This window comes from Psychrobacter sp. A3, from assembly GCF_028823565.1.
Taxonomy (GTDB): Bacteria; Pseudomonadota; Gammaproteobacteria; order Pseudomonadales; family Moraxellaceae; genus Psychrobacter; species Psychrobacter celer.
In genome coordinates, this window is sequence record NZ_JAPEHS010000008.1 from 29,628 (window position 1) to 48,650 (window position 19,023).

General features: G+C 48.6%; 17 protein-coding genes. 11 read left to right on the forward strand and 6 right to left on the reverse strand.

The features are described from left to right. Positions 1-10: 10 nt before the first annotated feature. Positions 11-1,105: a polyprenyl synthetase family protein gene (locus NK638_RS02600; protein WP_274631819.1), complete on the reverse strand. Its 1,095-nt coding sequence runs from the start codon at positions 1,103-1,105 to the stop codon at positions 11-13. A gap of 731 nt (positions 1,106-1,836) precedes the next feature. Here NK638_RS02600 and fadB point away from each other — a divergent pair. The 5 genes from fadB to NK638_RS02625 all read left to right on the forward strand — a co-directional run bounded on the left by fadB (position 1,837) and on the right by NK638_RS02625 (position 7,378). After that, positions 1,837-3,996, forward strand: a complete 2,160-nt coding sequence (fadB, locus tag NK638_RS02605; RefSeq protein ID WP_274631820.1) for a fatty acid oxidation complex subunit alpha FadB — start codon at positions 1,837-1,839, stop codon at positions 3,994-3,996. A gap of 233 nt (positions 3,997-4,229) precedes the next feature. After that, a complete protein-coding gene (fadA, locus tag NK638_RS02610; RefSeq protein WP_274631821.1) occupies positions 4,230-5,402 on the forward strand; it encodes an acetyl-CoA C-acyltransferase FadA in 1,173 nt (390 codons plus the stop codon). Between the two features lie 306 nt (positions 5,403-5,708). After that, positions 5,709-6,284, forward strand: a complete 576-nt coding sequence (locus tag NK638_RS02615) for an isochorismatase family protein (RefSeq protein WP_274631822.1) — start codon at positions 5,709-5,711, stop codon at positions 6,282-6,284. A gap of 297 nt (positions 6,285-6,581) precedes the next feature. Continuing rightward, complete coding sequence (locus NK638_RS02620) at positions 6,582-7,220, forward strand: HD domain-containing protein (RefSeq protein ID WP_274631823.1); 639 nt, start codon at positions 6,582-6,584, stop codon at positions 7,218-7,220. After that, entirely contained in the window at positions 7,217-7,378 is a 162-nt protein-coding gene (locus tag NK638_RS02625) for a hypothetical protein (RefSeq protein ID WP_274631824.1), read from the forward strand. Before NK638_RS02620 ends, NK638_RS02625 begins: the two co-directional genes overlap by 4 nt. Positions 7,379-7,419: 41 nt before the next feature. Here the strand turns inward: NK638_RS02625 and asd are convergent, their stop codons facing one another. Further along, on the reverse strand, positions 7,420-8,256 hold the full coding sequence (gene asd, locus NK638_RS02630) for an archaetidylserine decarboxylase (RefSeq protein ID WP_274631825.1): 837 nt from the start codon (positions 8,254-8,256) through the stop codon (positions 7,420-7,422). A 110-nt stretch (positions 8,257-8,366) separates the two neighbouring features. Between asd and dtd the strand changes: the two genes are divergently transcribed. The 3 genes from dtd (at position 8,367) to phoR (ending at position 10,976) form a co-directional block, all read left to right on the forward strand. Next, the gene (dtd, locus tag NK638_RS02635; RefSeq protein ID WP_274631826.1) at positions 8,367-8,822 is read left to right on the forward strand and encodes a D-aminoacyl-tRNA deacylase; all 456 of its coding nucleotides are present in this window, start codon (positions 8,367-8,369) and stop codon (positions 8,820-8,822) included. A 187-nt stretch (positions 8,823-9,009) separates the two neighbouring features. Next, positions 9,010-9,714, forward strand: a complete 705-nt coding sequence (gene phoB, locus NK638_RS02640) for a phosphate regulon transcriptional regulator PhoB (protein WP_075102538.1) — start codon at positions 9,010-9,012, stop codon at positions 9,712-9,714. Positions 9,715-9,896: 182 nt separating this feature from the next. Then, positions 9,897-10,976, forward strand: coding sequence for a phosphate regulon sensor histidine kinase PhoR (gene phoR, locus NK638_RS02645; protein WP_274631827.1), 1,080 nt, complete (start codon positions 9,897-9,899; stop codon positions 10,974-10,976). An 87-nt stretch (positions 10,977-11,063) separates the two neighbouring features. Here the strand turns inward: phoR and NK638_RS02650 are convergent, their stop codons facing one another. Further along, on the reverse strand, positions 11,064-11,684 hold the full coding sequence (locus NK638_RS02650) for a M23 family metallopeptidase (protein ID WP_274631828.1): 621 nt from the start codon (positions 11,682-11,684) through the stop codon (positions 11,064-11,066). 171 nt (positions 11,685-11,855) lie between these two features. Between NK638_RS02650 and NK638_RS02655 the strand changes: the two genes are divergently transcribed. Next, positions 11,856-12,593 (forward strand): putative quorum-sensing-regulated virulence factor, encoded by a 738-nt coding sequence (locus NK638_RS02655; RefSeq protein WP_274631829.1) that lies wholly within the window; start codon positions 11,856-11,858, stop codon positions 12,591-12,593. A 19-nt stretch (positions 12,594-12,612) separates the two neighbouring features. Here the strand turns inward: NK638_RS02655 and NK638_RS02660 are convergent, their stop codons facing one another. Next, positions 12,613-13,524: an alpha/beta hydrolase family protein gene (locus tag NK638_RS02660; protein WP_274631830.1), complete on the reverse strand. Its 912-nt coding sequence runs from the start codon at positions 13,522-13,524 to the stop codon at positions 12,613-12,615. Positions 13,525-13,841: 317 nt separating this feature from the next. Between NK638_RS02660 and NK638_RS02665 the strand changes: the two genes are divergently transcribed. Continuing rightward, positions 13,842-14,525: an LOG family protein gene (locus NK638_RS02665; RefSeq protein ID WP_100749016.1), complete on the forward strand. Its 684-nt coding sequence runs from the start codon at positions 13,842-13,844 to the stop codon at positions 14,523-14,525. A 342-nt stretch (positions 14,526-14,867) separates the two neighbouring features. Here the strand turns inward: NK638_RS02665 and NK638_RS02670 are convergent, their stop codons facing one another. Further along, entirely contained in the window at positions 14,868-16,391 is a 1,524-nt protein-coding gene (locus NK638_RS02670) for an FAD-dependent oxidoreductase (protein ID WP_446739800.1), read from the reverse strand. Positions 16,392-17,137: 746 nt separating this feature from the next. Then, the gene (locus NK638_RS02675) at positions 17,138-18,226 is read right to left on the reverse strand and encodes a GNAT family N-acetyltransferase (RefSeq protein ID WP_274631832.1); all 1,089 of its coding nucleotides are present in this window, start codon (positions 18,224-18,226) and stop codon (positions 17,138-17,140) included. A 430-nt stretch (positions 18,227-18,656) separates the two neighbouring features. Here NK638_RS02675 and NK638_RS02680 point away from each other — a divergent pair, with 430 nt between their 5' ends. Continuing rightward, entirely contained in the window at positions 18,657-18,935 is a 279-nt protein-coding gene (locus NK638_RS02680) for a type B 50S ribosomal protein L31 (RefSeq protein ID WP_201586495.1), read from the forward strand. The last annotated feature ends 88 nt before the right edge of the window (positions 18,936-19,023 follow it).

Below are 19,023 nucleotides of genomic sequence, written 5' to 3' on the forward strand. Positions count from 1 at the left end.
ATTGCTCAGCTTATTTTTTACGTGACCATAGCCATTCGATGAGTGCCAATAAGGCGTTGGTGTCCTTACTGCCGCTCAACTCACGCAAGATGGCGGCGCGTCCGTCATTAAACAGCGACTGCGCATAGCTGGTCGCCTGCTCAACCCCCATCAGTTTGACATAAGTGGATTTATCCAGTTTTTCATCGCTGCCAGCAGGTTTACCAAGGGTGTCGGTGCTGGTGGTGACATCCAAGATATCGTCTTGGACTTGAAAAGCCAGACCAAGATGCTGGGCGCATTCTTGTAGCGCCATGCGCGTTTGCGCGGTCGCGCCAGCACAAATCCCGCCCATCAGCATCGCCGCTTCGATGAGCGCGCCGGTTTTATCACGGTGGACGGCTTCTAATTGGCTTTGGGTAATATCGGGGTTGGCTTCGGCATTGAGATCCAGCGTTTGCCCTGAGACCATACGGCGAGCACGCGGCGCAAAAACCGCGAGCAGCTGACTGGCAATCGCGGCATCAAATGGCGTAAAAGTCGGCAGCTCTGCGGTCAGTACCTCAAAGGCGAGGGTCTGGAGCACGTCCCCTGCCAGTAGGGCGGTTGCCTCGGTAAAGACGATATGCGCGGTTGGCTGCCCACGGCGCAGCGCGTCATCGTCCATACAGGGCAAGTCATCATGTACCAATGAATAGGTATGCAATAGCTCGACGGCCAATGCCGCTCGGCGCGCCATATCATAATCGGAGTCGTTTTCTAACAGGCTTTCTAATAGAGGGGTTGCCGTGTTGCCTTGCGTCATGGTCTCAGAGATATCTGGGCTGATAGGCTGCGCCTCGCTTTGCCAGCGGTCATCATTCACGCTGGCAAAGGCGCTAGCGACCAGTAGCGGACGCACCAGCTTACCTTGCCCCGTCATCACATATTGGCAGGCATCCAGCAGCGGGCTTGGCAGCTTGGCATACGCAAATAACACCTCGATATCTTTGGCAATCTGGGTGCGCACAATCTGATGAAACTGCTTGGTTTTATTATTGATATGGTGATCAGCATTATCATGATCATGCGCGCCGTCATTTATACGCAAAAAAGACATAAAGCCAGAAGTAGGAGAGACAGTCATAATCCAACCATTTATAAGAGAGACAAGAAAAATAGCGATAGTGTAGCATGATAGCAGGCCCTGCTTATGAAGCGCGTAATATCCGCGCCAAATTTTTGGCAGTTTTTTGTCAAAAAGTACGCTACAAAACACACTAAAAAACACAAGAGACAATGTCATATGTAATGCAGTACGCCCTGCAGCCAACCCTCGTTACGTATTGCCCGTTTTATTTAGTGATTGAATGTGTTGTGATGAGGCGGCTGTCCACTGAGTATACAACTGGTCACTTAAAGCACGTTAGCCACTAGGTAAAGGCGAGTTTCGACTTAAGAGTGACTTGTGAGTATGGTATTAGCTTGTGACAGTGAGGGGCATAATCCCCTACACTAATTGCCGTGGAAATGGGCTGATAAAGGCAGTCGCCGGCGTGAGTGAGCTGGACTGCCCAAACCGTCATCGCTGCATCTACATGCGATGCCGCTCCCCAATCAGCACCGACAGCCGTAGTAGATACCTGTAATATATAAACAAAGCGCCAAACGATGTTGTACAAGCGACGTAAAAATAAGTACATTACTATGAGCGCTGGATAATAAAGATATCTTCACTGTGCGCCCGCTAGTGGTTTGTCGTCAAGACGATGTTTGTCTTGAAGGCGGCGCACAGTGCTATTACCCATTTTACTAACAGTAACTGGCTATTGATTGTAATCCAAAACGTAGCTTTCGTTATATAGCAAGGAGTTTCAAATGGTATACCAAGGAAATCGCATCACGGTGACAATGCTAGAAGATGGCATCGCCAACATGCAATACAACGCCGAAAATGAGAGCGTGAACAAGTTTGATGCCGAGACCAACAAACAGTTTGGTGAAGCGGTGAGCGCACTAGAAAAAGCCGACGATGTCAAAGGCCTTATTGTCACTTCAAGCAAAGGCGTGTTTATCGCGGGCGCTGACATCACAGAGTTTGTTGGCTCATTTAAAAACCCAGAAAACGAGATCAAAGACTGGGTGGTGAGTATCAATGAGACCTTTAACCGTTTTGAAGATCTGCCATTTCCAAAAGTAGCGGCTATCAATGGCGCAGCGCTAGGCGGTGGTTGTGAGATGACCTTGGTATGTGAATATCGCGTCATGAGCGACAAAGCCATCATCGGTCTACCAGAAACTCAATTAGGTATCTTCCCGGGCTTCGGCGGTACGGTACGTAGTACGCGTGTCATCGGTATCGACAATGCGCTTGAGCTAATCGCTACAGGTAAACCAAAAAAACCACTAGAGGCGCTAAATCTTGGTCTGGTAGATGCGACCGTCCCTGCTGATGATCTGCAAGACGCTGCGATTGACCTAGTCAAAAAATGTATCTCAGGTGAGCTTGACTGGCAAGCCAAGCGTGAAGAGAAGCTAAATCCTGTAAAGCTCAACCAGCTTGAGCAAGCAATGGCGTTCAATAGCGCCAAAGGCATGATCTTCTCAAAAGCCAATCCTAAGCAGTATCCAGCGCCAGCGCTCGCTATCGAAGCGATTGAAAAGCACGTCAATTTGCCACGTGATAAAGCGATCGAAGTCGAAGCGGCAGGTTTTGCCAAAGCGGCAAAAACCCCGCAAGCTGAGAGCTTGGTCGGTTTGTTCTTAAACGATCAGTTGGTCAAAAAACTGGCCAAAAAACACAGCAAAAAAGCGCATGAAATCAATGAAGCCGCGGTATTAGGTGCAGGCATCATGGGCGGTGGTATCGCGTATCAAGCCGCTAGTAAAGGCTTGCCGATCATTATGAAAGATATCAAATCTGAGCAATTGGATTTGGGTATGGGCGAGGCCAGTAAGCTACTAGGTAAAATGGTCGAGCGCAAAAAGATGACCCCAGCGAAAATGGGCGAAACGCTAAGCCGTATCCGTCCTACCTTGAACTATGGCGACTTTAGCGAGACTGATATCGTTATTGAAGCAGTAGTAGAAAATCCAAAAGTGAAGCACGCGGTACTCAAAGAAGTCGAAGGCTTAGTCAAAGAAGACGCGATTTTGGCTTCGAATACTTCAACGATCTCCATTACGCATTTAGCAGAAGTGCTTGAGCGTCCAGAGAACTTCGTTGGTATGCATTTCTTTAACCCAGTACACCGTATGCCACTGGTAGAGGTGATCCGCGGTGAGAAATCGTCTGAAGAAGCCATCGCGACCACTGTGGCATTGGCCTCCAAGATGGGCAAGGTGCCAGTGGTGGTCAACGACTGCCCAGGTTTCTTGGTAAACCGTGTCCTCTTCCCATACTTTGGCGCGTTTGACTTGCTGCTCAAAGAAGGTGCTGATTTCGTCCATGTCGATAAAGTCATGGAAAAATTCGGCTGGCCGATGGGTCCTGCTTACCTAATCGACGTCGTCGGTCTAGACACAGGTGTGCACGGCGCAGAAGTGATGGCAGAAGGATTCCCTGACCGCATGAAGCCTGATTATAAAGGGGCGATCGAGAATCTATATGAAAACGAGCGCCTAGGTCAGAAAAATGGCGTTGGTTTCTATAAGTACGAAACCGACAAGCGCGGTAAGCCAAAGAAAGTCGCTGACGATGCCACTTATGAGCTACTTAAAACCACGACAGATAGCGACAAAAAAGAGTTTGATGATCAAACCATCATCGACCGCACCATGCTGGCTTTCTGTAATGAGACCGTACGCTGCCTAGAAGACAACATCGTCAGCACGCCAAGTGAGGCGGATATGGCGATGATTATGGGCGTCGGTTTCCCGCCATTCCGCGGTGGTCCTTGTCGTTATATCGACCAAATGGGTCTCGATAACTACTTGGCACTATGCGAAAAATACGCGCACCTTGGCAAAGCCTATGAAGCGCCGCAAAAGATTCGCGATATGGCAGCCGCTGGCGAGACTTTTTACGCCACAGCGTAACGAGCATACCGTATTAGGATAAGTGGGGTGCGTTTGCTGACATCGTTATCGGTGATAAAAAAATAGCAGACGCACCGTTTTGGTCGGTTTTATCAGGTCTGGCCTGCCGCGATAATATCCAGCGCGAAAACATCTAGATAGTTATCGTACTGATGTACGGATCGCGTGATAGATGGTTATAGAGCCCGATTGAATCGACAACACTGACAATAAAAATTGAAAAGGAAGATAGTATGACAACTTTAAGTCCAAAAGATGTGGTCATCGTAGATGGCGTACGCTCGGCGATGGGAAGATCTAAAAACGGTATGTTCCGCCATGTACGTGCTGATAATATGTCAGCTGAACTGGTACGTGCTTTGGTAGAGCGCAACGATTTTGACACCAACGATGTCGAAGACATCATCTGGGGTTGTGTCAACCAAACCCTAGAGCAAGGCATGAACATCGGTCGCAATATCGGTCTATTGGCAGGTATTCCAAAAACCGCTGGTGGTCAAACGGTCAACCGTCTGTGCGGCTCTTCTATGCAAGCACTTCACACCGCTGCTGCACAAATCATGACCAATCAAGGTGATGTGTTTATCATCGGCGGCGTTGAACACATGGGTCACGTTGGTATGATGCATGGCATCGATCTAAACCCTGCCGCCTCCAAGCATTATGCCAAAGCGTCAAACATGATGGGTTTGACCGCTGAAATGCTGGGCCGTATGAACAACATCACGCGTGAGGAACAAGATGCGTTTGGTCTTGAGTCACATCGCCGTGCATGGGCTGCGACCACTGAAGGCCGCTTTGATAATGAAATCATCGGCATCGAAGGTCATGATGCAGATGGTCGTCTGCAGCTATGTACCGTCGATGAAGTGATTCGCCCTGATGCGACCATGGAGCAAATGCAAAAACTGCGCCCAGCCTTTGACCCTAAAGGCGGTACAGTGACTGCCGCGACGTCATCTGCACTCTCTGACGGTGCGTCAGCGATGCTGGTCATGAGCGCGCAAAAAGCCAAAGATCTTGGTCTAAAGCCTCGCGCTCGTATTCGTAGCATGGCTGTCGCTGGTTGTGATGCGGCTATCATGGGCTACGGTCCGGTACCTGCGACCAACAAAGCCTTAAAGCGCGCTGGCATGAGCATCGATGACATGCAGACCATCGAGCTAAATGAAGCCTTTGCCGCCCAAGGTCTATCTGTACTCAAAGCCTTGAACCTGACGGACAAGCAAGACATCGTCAACATCAATGGTGGCGCGATTGCACTGGGTCATCCACTAGGTTGTTCTGGTGCTCGTATCACGGTTACCTTGCTAAACGCTATGGAGCAGTCTGACACCGAGCTTGGCCTTGCAACCATGTGTATCGGCCTTGGCCAAGGTATCGCCACTGTGATTGAGCGTGTTTAATATTTGGATTGGTAGATAATTTTTAACACTTGTCGACCAAATATGTTATAAAAAACCCCTAGCTATGATGGCTAGGGGTTTTTTGTGAATATAATGAGAGGGTTAATGGCGCACGTCGCAAAGTGTGTGCAAGTAATGATGAGTGTTCAATAAAGCGTATCTCCATTGACGCATTTAGAAAACTGTGACTAAATAAGAGTGACCAAGACACTATTAATATCAATTTATAATATTTATTTAATGCTCATTTAATATTCGTTCTAAAATATTTTTAGTTGCAACTGTCAGCCGTACAAGGAGTGTACTATGTCTACCATGATTACCGACCGCACTTACCGAATCGCTCGCGAAAACACCCAAGCGATGCTGATCGATGTCCAAGAGCGCCTTACCCCGCATATCTATGATCATGAAAATATCGTCAAAAAAATCGTGACACTGATTAAGGGGTTGCAGGCGCTTGATATCCCTATCATGCTCAACGAGCAGTATAAAAAAGGCCTTGGCGATACCTTGCCTGAGATTCGTGAGGTGCTTGCAGATAACAATGCCAAAAGCTTTGAAAAAGTGACCTTTAGTGCGTGTGATAACGATGAGTCATGGCACCATTTGGCGCAGCAAAACCGCAGTATTGTGTTGCTGTTTGGGGCAGAGGCGCATGTATGCGTCATGCAAACGGCGCTTGATTTGTTAGACAACGGTATGCAGCCGGTCATCATCGGAGACGCTGTCGGTTCGAGATTTCCGTATGATAAAAAACAAGCCATTCGCCGTATTCGCCGTGCAGGTGGAGTGATTAGCACGGTTGAGTCTATCTTGTTTGAGCTGTGCCGCAGTAGTCAAGATCCGGCGTTTAAAACCATTAGCAATTTGATCAAATAACCTTTTGTTCAAAATGCTTTGTTTGTGCTGCCGCAAGTGTGTGGGTCAGATATAAAAATAGCGCTTGATGACTATAGTCAATTTGATATAAAAACGATACCGTGAGATGAAACGTTGTTTTTCGTAGCCTCTGTCGGAGTAGGCACAGTACGCAAGAAAAACAACGTTTCATTGAGCGACTTGATAGTCATGTATCCGATTTATTTGAACTCGACTACATCAGCGCTATTTTTACGTCTAGGGTCGGGTTTTGTACTAAAATGAGCGCTACATTTGCTGATTGCTTAAGAGAGAGACATGCCATCCAACCATTCAATCCACCCGACAACTTTAAATGACAATGCCTTTGCTGATCATATCGATATTGATGATGTGACGCATTTTTTATTAGAATTAGATGCGCTAAAGCGCGTCAATCGGCGCAGCTATGTCACCCAGACCACTCGCCGCGAAAACTCAGCTGAGCACTCTTGGCATTTGGCGATGGCGTGTTGGTCGATTTCTGAGCTGTTTGCGCTAGACGTCAATCACGAGCAGCTGCTCAAGATGGCACTGGTTCATGATTTGGGTGAGATTGATGCTGGTGATACGTTTTTATACGACAATACGCGTCATACGGCGCATATCGAGGAGCGTCAAGGCATGGCGCGCTTGCAAGCGGAGCGTGGCAATGGCATTGCTAACTTAGCAGCGGTCTGGGAAGCGCAGGAGACAGGCGATAGCAAAGAAGCGCAGCTGCTACGGGTGGTGGATCGCTTATTGCCGTTTTTGCTCAACATCAATACCAATGGACAAACGTGGATTGAGCTGGGGGTGACGCGCTCGCAGGTGGCTGGCGCGCATGCTTTTATCAAAGACAGTTTTCCGCCTATTCATGATTGGCTGTCACAGCGTATCGACTATGCGACCAAGCAAGGCTGGCTAATCGATGCGTGACCAATAAAATCGCTAGCTTGGTACGGCTAACGCTGGCCGCGGCACCTATCGGCAGCGGCGCAAAACTGGCACACGCTGCCAAAAAACAAATCGGCGTGCTGCGACCCTTCGATGCTACCCAAGATCATCCCAGTAGCACTGTGCTTATTTTAGAGTGATCAACTATGGTCACATAGATAGCCATTAAAAAACAGACAGATTATCTAGCGTTAGCCATACCCAATAGCTGTCCCATTTTTACCACACTATTGGCTTGCAGGCTGTCTTGCCAAGCTGCTTCTGCGCCTTTTGGCAACACTACTATTGCTGTTGAACCTAAATAAAAGCGACCAAGCTCATCGCCTTTTTTAAGCTTCATGTCGTGCTCGGCTTCTTGAATGTCGTCGGTACGGCTGATTTTGCCAGTGGCGACTGTCTCGATACCAGCGACGATCATCGCACCGACCATCACGACCGCAGCTTTGCCGTAGGCGGTATCAAACAGGCACACCAAACGCTCATTGCGCGCAAACAAGTCAGGTATGTTGGCAGCCGTGGTGTTGTTGACAGAAAACAGCGTGCCCGGTACATAGCGGGTTTTGGTCAAGGTACCAGCAAATGGCATATGCACGCGGTGATAATTGCTGGGTGCCAGATAGACTGTGGCAAAACTGCCATCGGCAAAATAATGCCCATCTTCGCTATCGGCCAGCAGTTGGCCGATATCATAGTAGCGCCCTTTGGCTTGCAAAAGCTTATGATCATCAATCTGACCGAGCTGCGAGATGATGCCGTCAGCTGGGCTGACAATCCCCTGCGGCGTGGCATCGATAGGGCGCGCGTCTGCTTTTAACTCACGAGTAAAAAAGTCATTAAAGCTCTCATAAGCACCTAAGTTTTGGCGCTCATACTCATCCAAGCTGATATGATAGGCTTTTGCAAAGCTACGAATAAAGGTGCGCTTGACATAGGGGTGGCGACTGGCAGCCAAACGGCCAGCGACTTTACTGAGCTTTTGTTGCGGGACAAGCTGCTGCAAGGTGGTGAATACATTCATAATATGGCGACCAAAATAAAGGTGAGAGAGTAATAAATAGGCAAATAAATGATGATATTTTATCATGGACGGCCTAAGTTTGTATGAGCATAATTGGTAAGGGAGCATAAATGAAAGCATTGATACAGCGAGTACATGGTGCGAGCGTCAGCGTCGATGGGGATTGTGTCGGGCGTATCGAGCGCGGCGTGCTGGCATATATTGGTTTGGGGCCTGAAGACGACCTGCAAACGGCCAAGCGAATGATTGATAAAATCCTTGGCTACCGTATTTTTGAAAACGACGATGACCCTACCAAATATGGCAAACTGGACAAAAATGTCCAACAAGTCGCTGGCGGGCTGCTGCTGATATCACAGTTCACCCTGATGGCGAAGACTGACAAAGGCCGGCGTCCTGATTTTGGCGGTGCCATGCCATCAGAGGCAGCGCGCGTACTGTTTGCTCAGCTAATCGACTATGCCAACAGTCAGCACTCTCAGGTAGCGGCGGGTCAGTTTGGCGCAGACATGCAGGTTGCGAGTATCAATGATGGGCCACTGAATTTTATATTAGACGTGAGCTAAAGCATCAAATGTGAATCATGATGGTGAGTGCCGTCTGTTTAAGGGAAGTGGCTTGGTCTATAGCAGCCGCTTAAATGACAAATGTCATCAAACTGTCACAATTACCGCGTTTAATAGGCAAGCAGTGGCGAGTGATTATCGCTCTTTTTTATACGTCTGTTTTGTCCCTTATCACTGAGAATACCCTATGTATAATGAGCAAATTTTGATTGTTGAAGACGAACCTGCAATCCGCGAGATGGTCGTAATGACGCTAGAGATGGCTGGTTTTGATAGCTTGCAGGCAACGGACGTATCAGAGGCGCACCAACAAGTGGTCGACCATCGGCCAGCGCTGATTTTGCTAGATTGGATGCTGCCTGGGGACAAAAGCGGCATTGATTTTTGTCGTATGCTCAAAAGTGATGAGCTACTCGCTGAGATACCCGTCATCATGCTGACAGCCAAAAGCGAAGAGGACAGCAAGGTGCACGGTCTGGATGCGGGTGCAGATGATTATATGACCAAGCCTTTTTCGACGCGCGAGCTGATCTCAAGGATCAAAGCGGTGTTGCGCCGTAGCAATGCTTTGAGCGCCGACAAGACTATTGAGATAGGCAAGTTAAGCCTCGACCCCAAAAGCCAGCGAGTCATGGCGTCTGGGCAAATCATCGATGTCGGACCGACCGAATATCGGTTGTTGGCGTTTTTTATGAGCCATCCTGAGCGTGCCTATACGCGCACTCAGCTGCTTGATCAAGTGTGGGGCGGCAATGTCTATATCGAAGACAGAACCATCGATGTGCATATCAAACGCCTACGCAAACTGCTGCGCCCTCATGACTGCGATAAGCTGATACAAACGGTGCGCGGTACTGGTTATCGCTTCTCAAGCGTTGTTGAGGCCAAATGATCGGCGCTCATACTCTCAAAATAGCCACCGCAATTCTGTTGCCAGTCCAGCTATAATCACCATAATTATCAGTAAGTGATTATCAGTAAGGGCCACTTAGCAGATAGAGATAATCATCATAATGATAACGAGATAACAAGTAGGGCAAAAAAATAGGTCACGAAAAATGGATGAGTAACATAATGTCAAAGCAATGTATCGAACAAGATATCTCAGAGCCGATAGCGCTACAAAACACCACCGATCAATTAAAAAAAATAAGAAGTGCGCTGCGGGCGCTGCGCGATGCGGTGATTTTACTCAATGACAGTGATGGTCTGGAGTGGTGGAATCAGGCCGCTGAAGATTTACTATTATTGCAGGCAGCAGATAAAGGCCGATGTATTTTTGACTTTATTGACGCATCTGAGTTTCGTCAGTACTATCAAGCGCCGACGCTGGCTGACGAAGGCGTACATATAAAGTCATGGCGCGCGCCTGAGCGCTATTTAAAGTGTGAGCTGACCCCATTTGCCGACGAAAAGCTATTGATCATCTACGATGTGACGCGTCTGCATCATCTAGAAGAGATGCGCCGCGACTTTGTGGCCAACGTTTCGCATGAGCTGCGTACGCCGCTGACCGTGATGATGGGGTATTTAGAGAATTTTTCGGATCAGCCAGACATGCCGCCGCACTGGAAGCGCGGCTTTGAGCTGATGACCCAGCAGACAGCGCGCATGAATAGAATCGTCAATGATTTATTGCTGCTATCGCGTATCGAAATCGAAGAGACTCATGAGCTGCATTATATCGATATGATCAAGCTACTGACTCATATCTATGATGATGCACAGGCCTACAATCAAGAGTACGGTCATAGCATCCATCTACAGATAGATACCTATGATGGGCTGTACGGCTCAGAGATATATCTGACCAGTGCCTTATCCAATCTGGTGATCAATGCGATTAAATACACGCCAAAAGGTGGCGAAATCACCGTCAGCTGGACCAAAACAGCAGAGGGTTGCCGTTTCGCCGTCGAGGACAATGGCATCGGTATTGCGCCGCAGCACATCGCCCGCCTGACAGAGCGTTTTTATCGTATCGACAAGGGTCGTAGCCGTGCCACAGGTGGCACAGGCTTAGGGCTGGCTATCGTCAAACACGTCTTATACCAGCATGGAACCAACCTACAAATCAAGTCGGTAGAAGGCGGCGGCTCGACATTTAGTGCGGTGTTTCCGCCAAATTACGTGCGCTCTGCTGCCATTAGCTGAGGTTTGATGGCTATTAATATAATATTTGATGGCTATTAGCCAATGTCAGATGGATACGCAAGCAATCGTCGTGCTTATCATGACAGGCTACCGGGCAGGCTCGGATTTTTGTAAAAGCGGGTAGGGGTTGACCGCATTGCCTTGGATATAAATCCCATAATGTACGTGCGGCGGTGTGCCCTTGGCGTTGCCGCTATCGCCGACATAGCCGATGATATCACCCGCATCGACCCAGTCATTGGGGGCGATATCGGCATACTCCTCTAAGTGCGCATAGTAGTGGCCAGCGCCGCCAGGACCGACGATTACCACCACACGCCCGCCTAGGGTGTTTTCGCCAACCTTACTGACGATGCCTGCTGTCGTCGCTTGTATCGGTGTGCCTCGCGCGGCAAATATATCGATCCCTTCGTGTGTGCGGCCTTGACTGCGCGCTGCGCCCCACGTGTCGCTTAGGTTTTGCTGAGGCAGTGGCGAGGGCAGGCTGTTTTCTGTTGGCAGATCTTGCTGCAATAAGCTGAGCTGTTGCCATTTGGCGATGACAAAGGATTGGGTTTGCTGGCTGATGCTGGGCCATAATCTGTCTAATACAAACAGCAACATCAACAATACTGCTGCTCTAATCAGCAGCTTGAGCAGGCGGCGAAAAAACCTAGGCCGTGGTGGTGGATTGGGTCTTGGTGGTGGCTTGTTGCCATCGGCGATCATAGCGATCCTTTGTCAGTATGGTCATAGATATTATAAGAGATCTGCGCTAGCAGGTTTGTATCGCATTGTTATATCTGCTTGTTATCTTTGGCTTTTAGCCCCATAAACAACAAGGCAGTCTATGGGATACCGTGCGTTGTTTGCGCTGGATAAAACAGACTGTTATCGATTATGGATACCCAACGTGCTACAGCGAGCTTTATGACTGATTGCCTCAATATGCCAAGTCTGACTGATACTGCTTTGGTTATCGATACCGAAACCGATCAAGGCCGTGACCCAAGACCGATTCAGGTTGCTACCATCAACGTAGCGACGGGGTTTGAGTGGATGAAGTACTTTAATAGTGGCCGTGCCATCTCACCGGTGGTCATCAAAGTACACGGTATCACCGACGATGATGTGGCGGGTCTTGAGCGTTTTGATCTACAAGCGTTTGATTTGCCCACCTACCTCATCGGCCATAATGTGCGCTTTGACTGGCGCGTGATAGGCCGTCCGACTACCAAGCTGATCTGTACGGTGCGTCTCGCCCGTGTGGCCTTCCCAGAGTGGCGCTACTACGGTCAGTCTAAATGTATCGAGCAATTGCTGGGTAAGTCTGCAGCGAGTGAGCTGACCTGCGCCGCCCATGATGCGCTGGGTGACGCCCGTATGTGTTATTTGCTGTATCAAGCATGCTGCACGCGTCTACAAATCGCGCCGACAGACTTTGCCGCGGCTCATGCCATCGCCAATCAAGCCAATCCTGCCAGTAGGATGCCATTTGGCAAATATAAAGGCCGACTTATCACCGAAGTGCCCATTGGCTATATCAAGTGGATGCTAGGTAATATCCATAATTTGCAGCCGTCGCTGTACTCTGCTCTACGTCAACGTGTCAACGCAGAAGATGCGCAAAAAGATTGACGCCTTAAAAAGCCATGCTCTAACGCTGCTGCTCCAACCAGTCCACCGCCATTTGCCATAGTGCTGGGGCTTTTGCATGGGTGCGGCGACTAAAATAGCGCATATGACCGATATGACTTAAACCAAAATCTTGCGGGGTATAAAAACGCTTTTTGGCAGGCATCTTGGTAAACACACGTATCATGTCGTCTATATTGTCGCTGTTGGCGATATCATCGTCGCTAAACCCTAGCCACAAAGCGGGCATGCTAAGCTCATCGTAAAAATGAGTATGTATGCTGTGACCAAAGGCGGTTTTGATATAGCCTGCGCCATTGCACCACTCGCGCCACTGCCGAGCAACGCCGCGTGGTAATGGCTCGCCCATACCGATTTTATCCGCTGGTGTATAGCCTAATACCAAGTTACTAAGTGGAATAAAAGCATCCATAAAACCCATGGCCTTGAGCTTATAGGGCATGTCCATGTTTTTGATTTGCCCTGACGAGCAGGCGACATTGAATACAGACTGTACGGTCTGATAGTTTGGCATCAAGCCAATCAGCTGACCGCCGGCACTGTGACCGATGATGTGATATGTGGTATCAGCAAACTCATCTTGCAGGGCATCAAGCACGGCTGGCAGGTCATGACGCCCCCAACTGATCAATGAGGCGTCACATTTGGGCAGCTCAGTGCTTAACGACTCGCCGATACCTTCGTTGTCAAAGGTCAATACACCAAAACCGCACGTGGCCAAATAAGTGGCAAAGTGGTGATAAAACTGACGTTTAATACCAGTGGCAGGCGCTATCATGACTGCCGCTTTTGTTGTATGTTGCGGGCGATATACTGTCGCGGCTAGCGGCTGATTGCGTTCAGTCATGATACTCACGGCATCGGTTTTTATGACATGGCTGTCTGTTGGTAGGGAGTTTTTTGGTTCTTCCATGAGTTGGCCTTATGGTCTGATCTATAGTGTGGGGGCTGGTGTTTTATGGTTGTGGCGGCTACAAGGTTTGGGTAGCTCTGCTGGCTCTAACGGCGTGATGGTCAGTCCGTTATGAGACTCTGATGCGCGGCTTTGATGATATCAAGCTAATGTAACAGCACCGCTTATGTTAAGATAAATGAGGGTAGCTGAGGCGGGCAATGATGACTTGTAAGTTCTATACGCTATGACTGGAGCGGCGCTTTGTCACATTTTTATCGTCATCAGTCAACTGAGCACTCACCTAAAAACAATAATATAAAAATTAAGGAAGCACTATGCAAATGAAAATCAATAACGACACTTATGAAGTCATCACTAGTCAAGATATCACCAATATCGAAAAAGCCGTCGATAAATCCTCACTGACCATGCCGCTGGTTGCGGTGTATTGCGGCTCGCGCCTAGGTAATCATGAGGTGTATGAGCAAGCCGCTCGCGAGCTGGGACTTGCGCTGGCAAAAAACGGCATGGGTCTGGTCTATGGCGGTGCTAGCATCGGGCTGATGGGGGCGGTGGCGGATGAGGTCGTCAACGGCGGCGCTCAAGCGGTCGGTGTGATTCCAACCTTTATGCTCAAACACGAAATCGCTCACAATCAGTTGACGCGCCTACATTTGACCGACACCATGCATACGCGCAAAACCGTCATGGCAGAGTATGCCGATGCTTTTATCACCTTACCAGGTGGGCTTGGCACGCTCGAGGAGATCATGGAGATTGCCACGTGGCGTCAGCTTTATCAGCACGAAAAACCCATGATTATTCTGAATATCAATGGGTTTTATGACCGGATGATAGAGCACTTGGCCTATACCGCTGAGCAAGGGTTTATGAAGCAAGAAGATTTGGCGCGTCTGGTGGTGTGTAATACGATCGGTGAAGCGATTGAGATGCTAAAGACAGTGGTCACCATCGACGATGCTGTCGATACCGAAAAAATGGCGGGCAGCGAAAGCTAAAATGTGCAAAGTCTTACAGACTGCCAAACTCAGAGATTAAAGCTCTCAGAGAGCAAGACGCTCAGAGGCCAAAAAGCGCAGACCATCTAATAGCGGTGGTCTGCGCTTTTTTTATTGAATTATTGAGTAGGAATTTTGCCTCGTCTGCGCTGTGAGCGGGATATAGTTAGCTGAATGTAAAACTGTTATGGATTTAAACGCTCTACTGGTATAAATTTTACTTGCGTGCTGCGTTCCCAGAGGCTGCGCAACCTACGTTTAAAAATAGCATCCCAGTAGCGCTATGACATTTTTAGAGTGTGTCGACTATAGAAGCAAAAATAAGCCAAGATAAGCGATGCCTCATAAGCTAGACAGTATGGCCTCACGGATACCATGGTTTACTCCCGCCATGGCTACTGGAAAACCGCGCTGCTCAGCCAGATCGCGAGCCACACTATCGATGGTCAAGCTATCGTTGTGCGTCAGATATGGCCATTTATGAGCATAGCGGTAACGGTTTGCGGGCGTATCTGTTGTCATCAAACCCAGCTCAGCCAGCTCATTGACGATTTGATCCGCTGCAATTAAGGTCGAGGAGGCTTTGACGTTTTCTGCACGGGCATAGCGGATATCGGCGTACAAGCTGACGTCAGCGACGCGCAAAGTATCGTCTTCTCCAGGAATTTGCTGCCCACCATACAGGGCATTGCCAACGCTACGAGCACTATGAAAGGTCGGTACAAACTGCGCCACATACTCGATGGCTTGTTGGCTACGCGCTTGTAGCGGCGCTTTGTCCCAGCCATCCTCGATGTAGTGTACGTACTGCTGCGGTAGCTTGGGCTGGGCGCTGTCAGTATTCGACGCCACCAACCCATCATCAAACAAAGTAATGGCATGACTCATGCCATGAATCTGAAAATAACCATCAGGATAAGGCGTCAGCTGCGCCATCCCCTCAGGGGTGCCGCGATTGCCATAGACGATGATCTCGGGTATCTGACCACCAGCTTCGCCCCAGTGGGTGATATAGGAGGACTTAAATTCGACCATACGGGTGACGGCGACACCGACCATATCATCGATGATGCCCGTACGAAATCCGCACGCATTGATTAGGTAGTCGACCTCGATAGCGTCTTCTTGCACCGCCTCTGTCGAGCTGCTTTCTGATTGGTAGTCGATGCGCCATTTGGTCACATGGTGATCGGCGTTTGTACAGTTTTCACAATCGACAGGCATGACCTGTGTCACCGTCGTATCGGTAAACACATGAGCGTGCTCATACTCTGCCAATGCCAGCTGTGCTGACGCGGCGAGGCGAAAGATATTCCAGCCGTACTCTTGGACGACGATAAGCGGGAACTTGACTTTGTTTAAATCCAGATACTTGGCAACTGGTATCATCCACTCATCGACGGTGCGAGGAATGGCGACTTGCTCACACTCGGCCAGCGCCAGCAACTGCTCATGGTTATAGAGCTGATAGTAGTCCTCAGGCTCGCCCAAGACTTTATTGTTTGGGTCCTGCGCGATCAGCTCGCGATAGGCGTCTGTCAAAATCTCAAGGCGTGGTAACAAATCCTCAGGCAAGCCCTCATCGCGTGTCGGGACGGCAAACACGGTGGGGCGCACATCGATGGTATAAGGGTATAAGCGCAAAATATCGATACACTGCTTGAGTAAGGCGACGCAGTCTTCGTCAGGGATTTCGCGATACAAGTTGCCGCCGGCATGCAAGTGGCACATTGGGGGGCCGTCGATGAGAGACTGTTTTTTTTCAAACACATACGTCTCAAGCCCCAATGCAGCCAGGCGAATAGCAATCGTCGCGCCGGCCGTGCCGCCGCCTAAGATACCCACGCGCTTTGCCGGTCGCGGCATGTCCGCCGTCTTCGCCGATGCTTCATCAGTGGCTGTATTGGCTGGTATGCCGCTATGGCTAGAGTTGGTGTTGTGATAAACGGATTGCGTCATTGTCGTTGTCATATCCTTAATAGCCTGAGCCGCGCTTAGGCTGCACTTATTAATTATAGGGTCGGTCGCTTTTGATATGCGTGCGCCTATCGCCAACTTCAACATTTTATCGTCATTGTTAGTCAATGCTGATCATTCGTATAAAGCTGTTTTAATATAGGGGATATTTTACGAAAGTTGAGGCGAGCATAAGATGACAAATACGTAAGTACATGCATGAGTTTTGTCAGTAGAGCCGAGAGCAAGACAACCCAGAGCCTGTATAAAGCGATAAGGCGCCGTGGTATAAAAGGTAGGCAGTCTGGTGGTTTTAGAATAAAAATTAGCCCAAACGATAAAGGGTGACTGCTGCAAGTAGCGTTGACTTTTGTAAAATAATCCGGCTTTTGTAACAGTACACATTAAGACAAATGCCGCGTTTTAGCCTGCGCCATATAGTGAACAAACCTTAAAACAGCGACAGCGCTACCGGTACTCACTTTTTTTATTTGACAGCAATGTGTCTTACTTTTTTTATCCACATTTTTAAAATAAAGATATGCCCTAGTCAAGAACAGCCATGATGGTGGCTGCTTTTTGTGTTGGCTTATGACGGTTAGGGTGATGGTGATTAAGATGATGGTCGTATAAAAGACGGACGTGACAAGGGCGCTCTATATATCTGCGAGCGCTTCAGCTGGTGCGGTTTTTACCGCAGGCACGGTGGTGGCAGGTTTTCTATATAAGGGGAAAAAGTCTGAATGTGACTCATCTGGGGTCAGTCTACGCGCGGCTACCAGCTTGGCATACTTGTCTGGGTTGATGATGAGCCTATAGGTCTTAAACAGCAACTCTTGTGAGCTAAAGCCTTTTTTGTACTCGTATAAAGAATCCAGCGCCCCGCCCACACCGCCGCCTAAGTGGAGAATTTGATAGTTATTTTCTCTACCCCAACTGCGGGCGGTATGAGTAATTAGCTTGGAGGGCTGCAGATGAGAGTAGGCACAGCACGTGCCGCCGAGGTGAAACTGCATGATACCAGACTCTCGGCAGAGGGTATAAATAGCAGACGCAATCGGCGTATCGTCTTGATAGGCGGTGATGAGTAGTATCCGGTCTTGTAGGTTTTCTAGCAGATTAAAAAAGTAATCGTCATCAAAAAAATAGTATTGATCGGCCTGCACATGCGCCATGGTTTCTTTATAAATGGCAGAAAACACCAGCGCACTGGCTTTGGTCAACCGCTCAATTTTGGTCACGACATTATGCTTGATGGCTTTTTTGATGCCTCGGCGATGACGGTTTTGCGTCTCGCTCCAGTGTGCGGCCTCAGACTGACTCAGATCAGACATCAGTGTAAGGCCATGAGTCAAAGCCTTACCAACCGTCGGTATCCAGTCTTTATTGATAATAGGGTGCAGGCGCATAAATAACGACACGCAGCCTTTAGTAAAAAGCCGCTCCTTCACTGCTTGCAGCATATAATCTGCCTCCGCATCACTAAGCGACTTGTCCATCAGTGGGCCACCATAGCCGTAAGTGGTGGTTGCATCCCAGTATGCTGAGTCTATTTTGCGGATGATAATGGGCAAAAAAAGTTGTTTGTTTTTATAGGTGGCCATCAGTCCCATCGGCGTGCCTTTATCGACTATCGCCGAAGCCGCTACCCAGCCTGATAAATGATATATATCAAAATGACAGTGTTTTATCTTTTTGTCCCATTGTTGATCGATATTAAGAAAATCTATCTGTACGGTATCCATCCTTCTGCTCCCTCAGAGGTTTGTTGATATATTCATAAATACGTATGTACGAATATATCAACAAACTAAGGGGTAAACAAGAAGAGAAAGACTTTTATGTAATATATTGAATATAAAAGTATGAGCACAGGTTTTTAATTTAGCAGGGAGCGGCGTAGAAGTGCCAGCACGGCTCTAGTGTGAGTAAAAGATGCCGCGCAAAGTTGGGACACGCTCTTGCATCAAATGCCAAAAACCGTTAAAATCGCGGTTTGATTTTCCCGCTGGGGAAAGGCTAAGTGAACAGAGGCGTGGTGTTGGGTGCTGGAATAAGCCAGTGATGCAGTTGCCACTCTTAGACATGTCCTTAGTGCCTCAGTTACGTATGCCAGCATGTGTTTGATTGCTCATCAAGCCGCCTGATACATACATCGGACATAGAGAGATTATTATGCGTAAAGATATTCATCCTAACTACCAAGAAGTTTTGTTTCACGACACCAACGCTGATGTGTTTTTCTTGACTCGCTCAACGGTCAGCACAAAAGCCACTCGTGAGTACGAAGGTAAAGAATACCCATACTTCCCACTTGATATCTCAAGTGCATCGCACCCATTCTATACAGGCGAGCAGCGTAAAACCTCTACTGAAGGCCGTGTTGCTAGCTTTAACAAACGCTTTGGTGCATTCAGTGGCCGTAGCAAAAAAGCGGCTGACTCTGCTGAGTAATATGCGCTTATCGCGTCATGTCATATGGCGCAGTATAAAAAAACCGCTGAATAATCAGCGGTTTTTTTATGTCAAATCAGCCAGCATC

Coding starts and splice junctions, on each gene's coding strand:
- NK638_RS02670 (WP_446739800.1), bottom strand. CDS start 16,391: ATGCCGCGACCGGCAAAGCGCGTGGGTATCTTAGGCGGCGGCACGGCC.
- fadB (WP_274631820.1), top strand. CDS start 1,837: ATGGTATACCAAGGAAATCGCATCACGGTGACAATGCTAGAAGATGGC.
- NK638_RS02655 (WP_274631829.1), top strand. CDS start 11,856: ATGGATACCCAACGTGCTACAGCGAGCTTTATGACTGATTGCCTCAAT.
- fadA (WP_274631821.1), top strand. CDS start 4,230: ATGACAACTTTAAGTCCAAAAGATGTGGTCATCGTAGATGGCGTACGC.
- phoB (WP_075102538.1), top strand. CDS start 9,010: ATGTATAATGAGCAAATTTTGATTGTTGAAGACGAACCTGCAATCCGC.
- NK638_RS02650 (WP_274631828.1), bottom strand. CDS start 11,684: ATGATCGCCGATGGCAACAAGCCACCACCAAGACCCAATCCACCACCA.
- NK638_RS02660 (WP_274631830.1), bottom strand. CDS start 13,524: ATGGAAGAACCAAAAAACTCCCTACCAACAGACAGCCATGTCATAAAA.
- NK638_RS02615 (WP_274631822.1), top strand. CDS start 5,709: ATGTCTACCATGATTACCGACCGCACTTACCGAATCGCTCGCGAAAAC.
- NK638_RS02680 (WP_201586495.1), top strand. CDS start 18,657: ATGCGTAAAGATATTCATCCTAACTACCAAGAAGTTTTGTTTCACGAC.
- NK638_RS02620 (WP_274631823.1), top strand. CDS start 6,582: ATGCCATCCAACCATTCAATCCACCCGACAACTTTAAATGACAATGCC.
- phoR (WP_274631827.1), top strand. CDS start 9,897: ATGTCAAAGCAATGTATCGAACAAGATATCTCAGAGCCGATAGCGCTA.
- dtd (WP_274631826.1), top strand. CDS start 8,367: ATGAAAGCATTGATACAGCGAGTACATGGTGCGAGCGTCAGCGTCGAT.
- asd (WP_274631825.1), bottom strand. CDS start 8,256: ATGAATGTATTCACCACCTTGCAGCAGCTTGTCCCGCAACAAAAGCTC.
- NK638_RS02675 (WP_274631832.1), bottom strand. CDS start 18,226: ATGGATACCGTACAGATAGATTTTCTTAATATCGATCAACAATGGGAC.
- NK638_RS02600 (WP_274631819.1), bottom strand. CDS start 1,105: ATGACTGTCTCTCCTACTTCTGGCTTTATGTCTTTTTTGCGTATAAAT.
- NK638_RS02665 (WP_100749016.1), top strand. CDS start 13,842: ATGCAAATGAAAATCAATAACGACACTTATGAAGTCATCACTAGTCAA.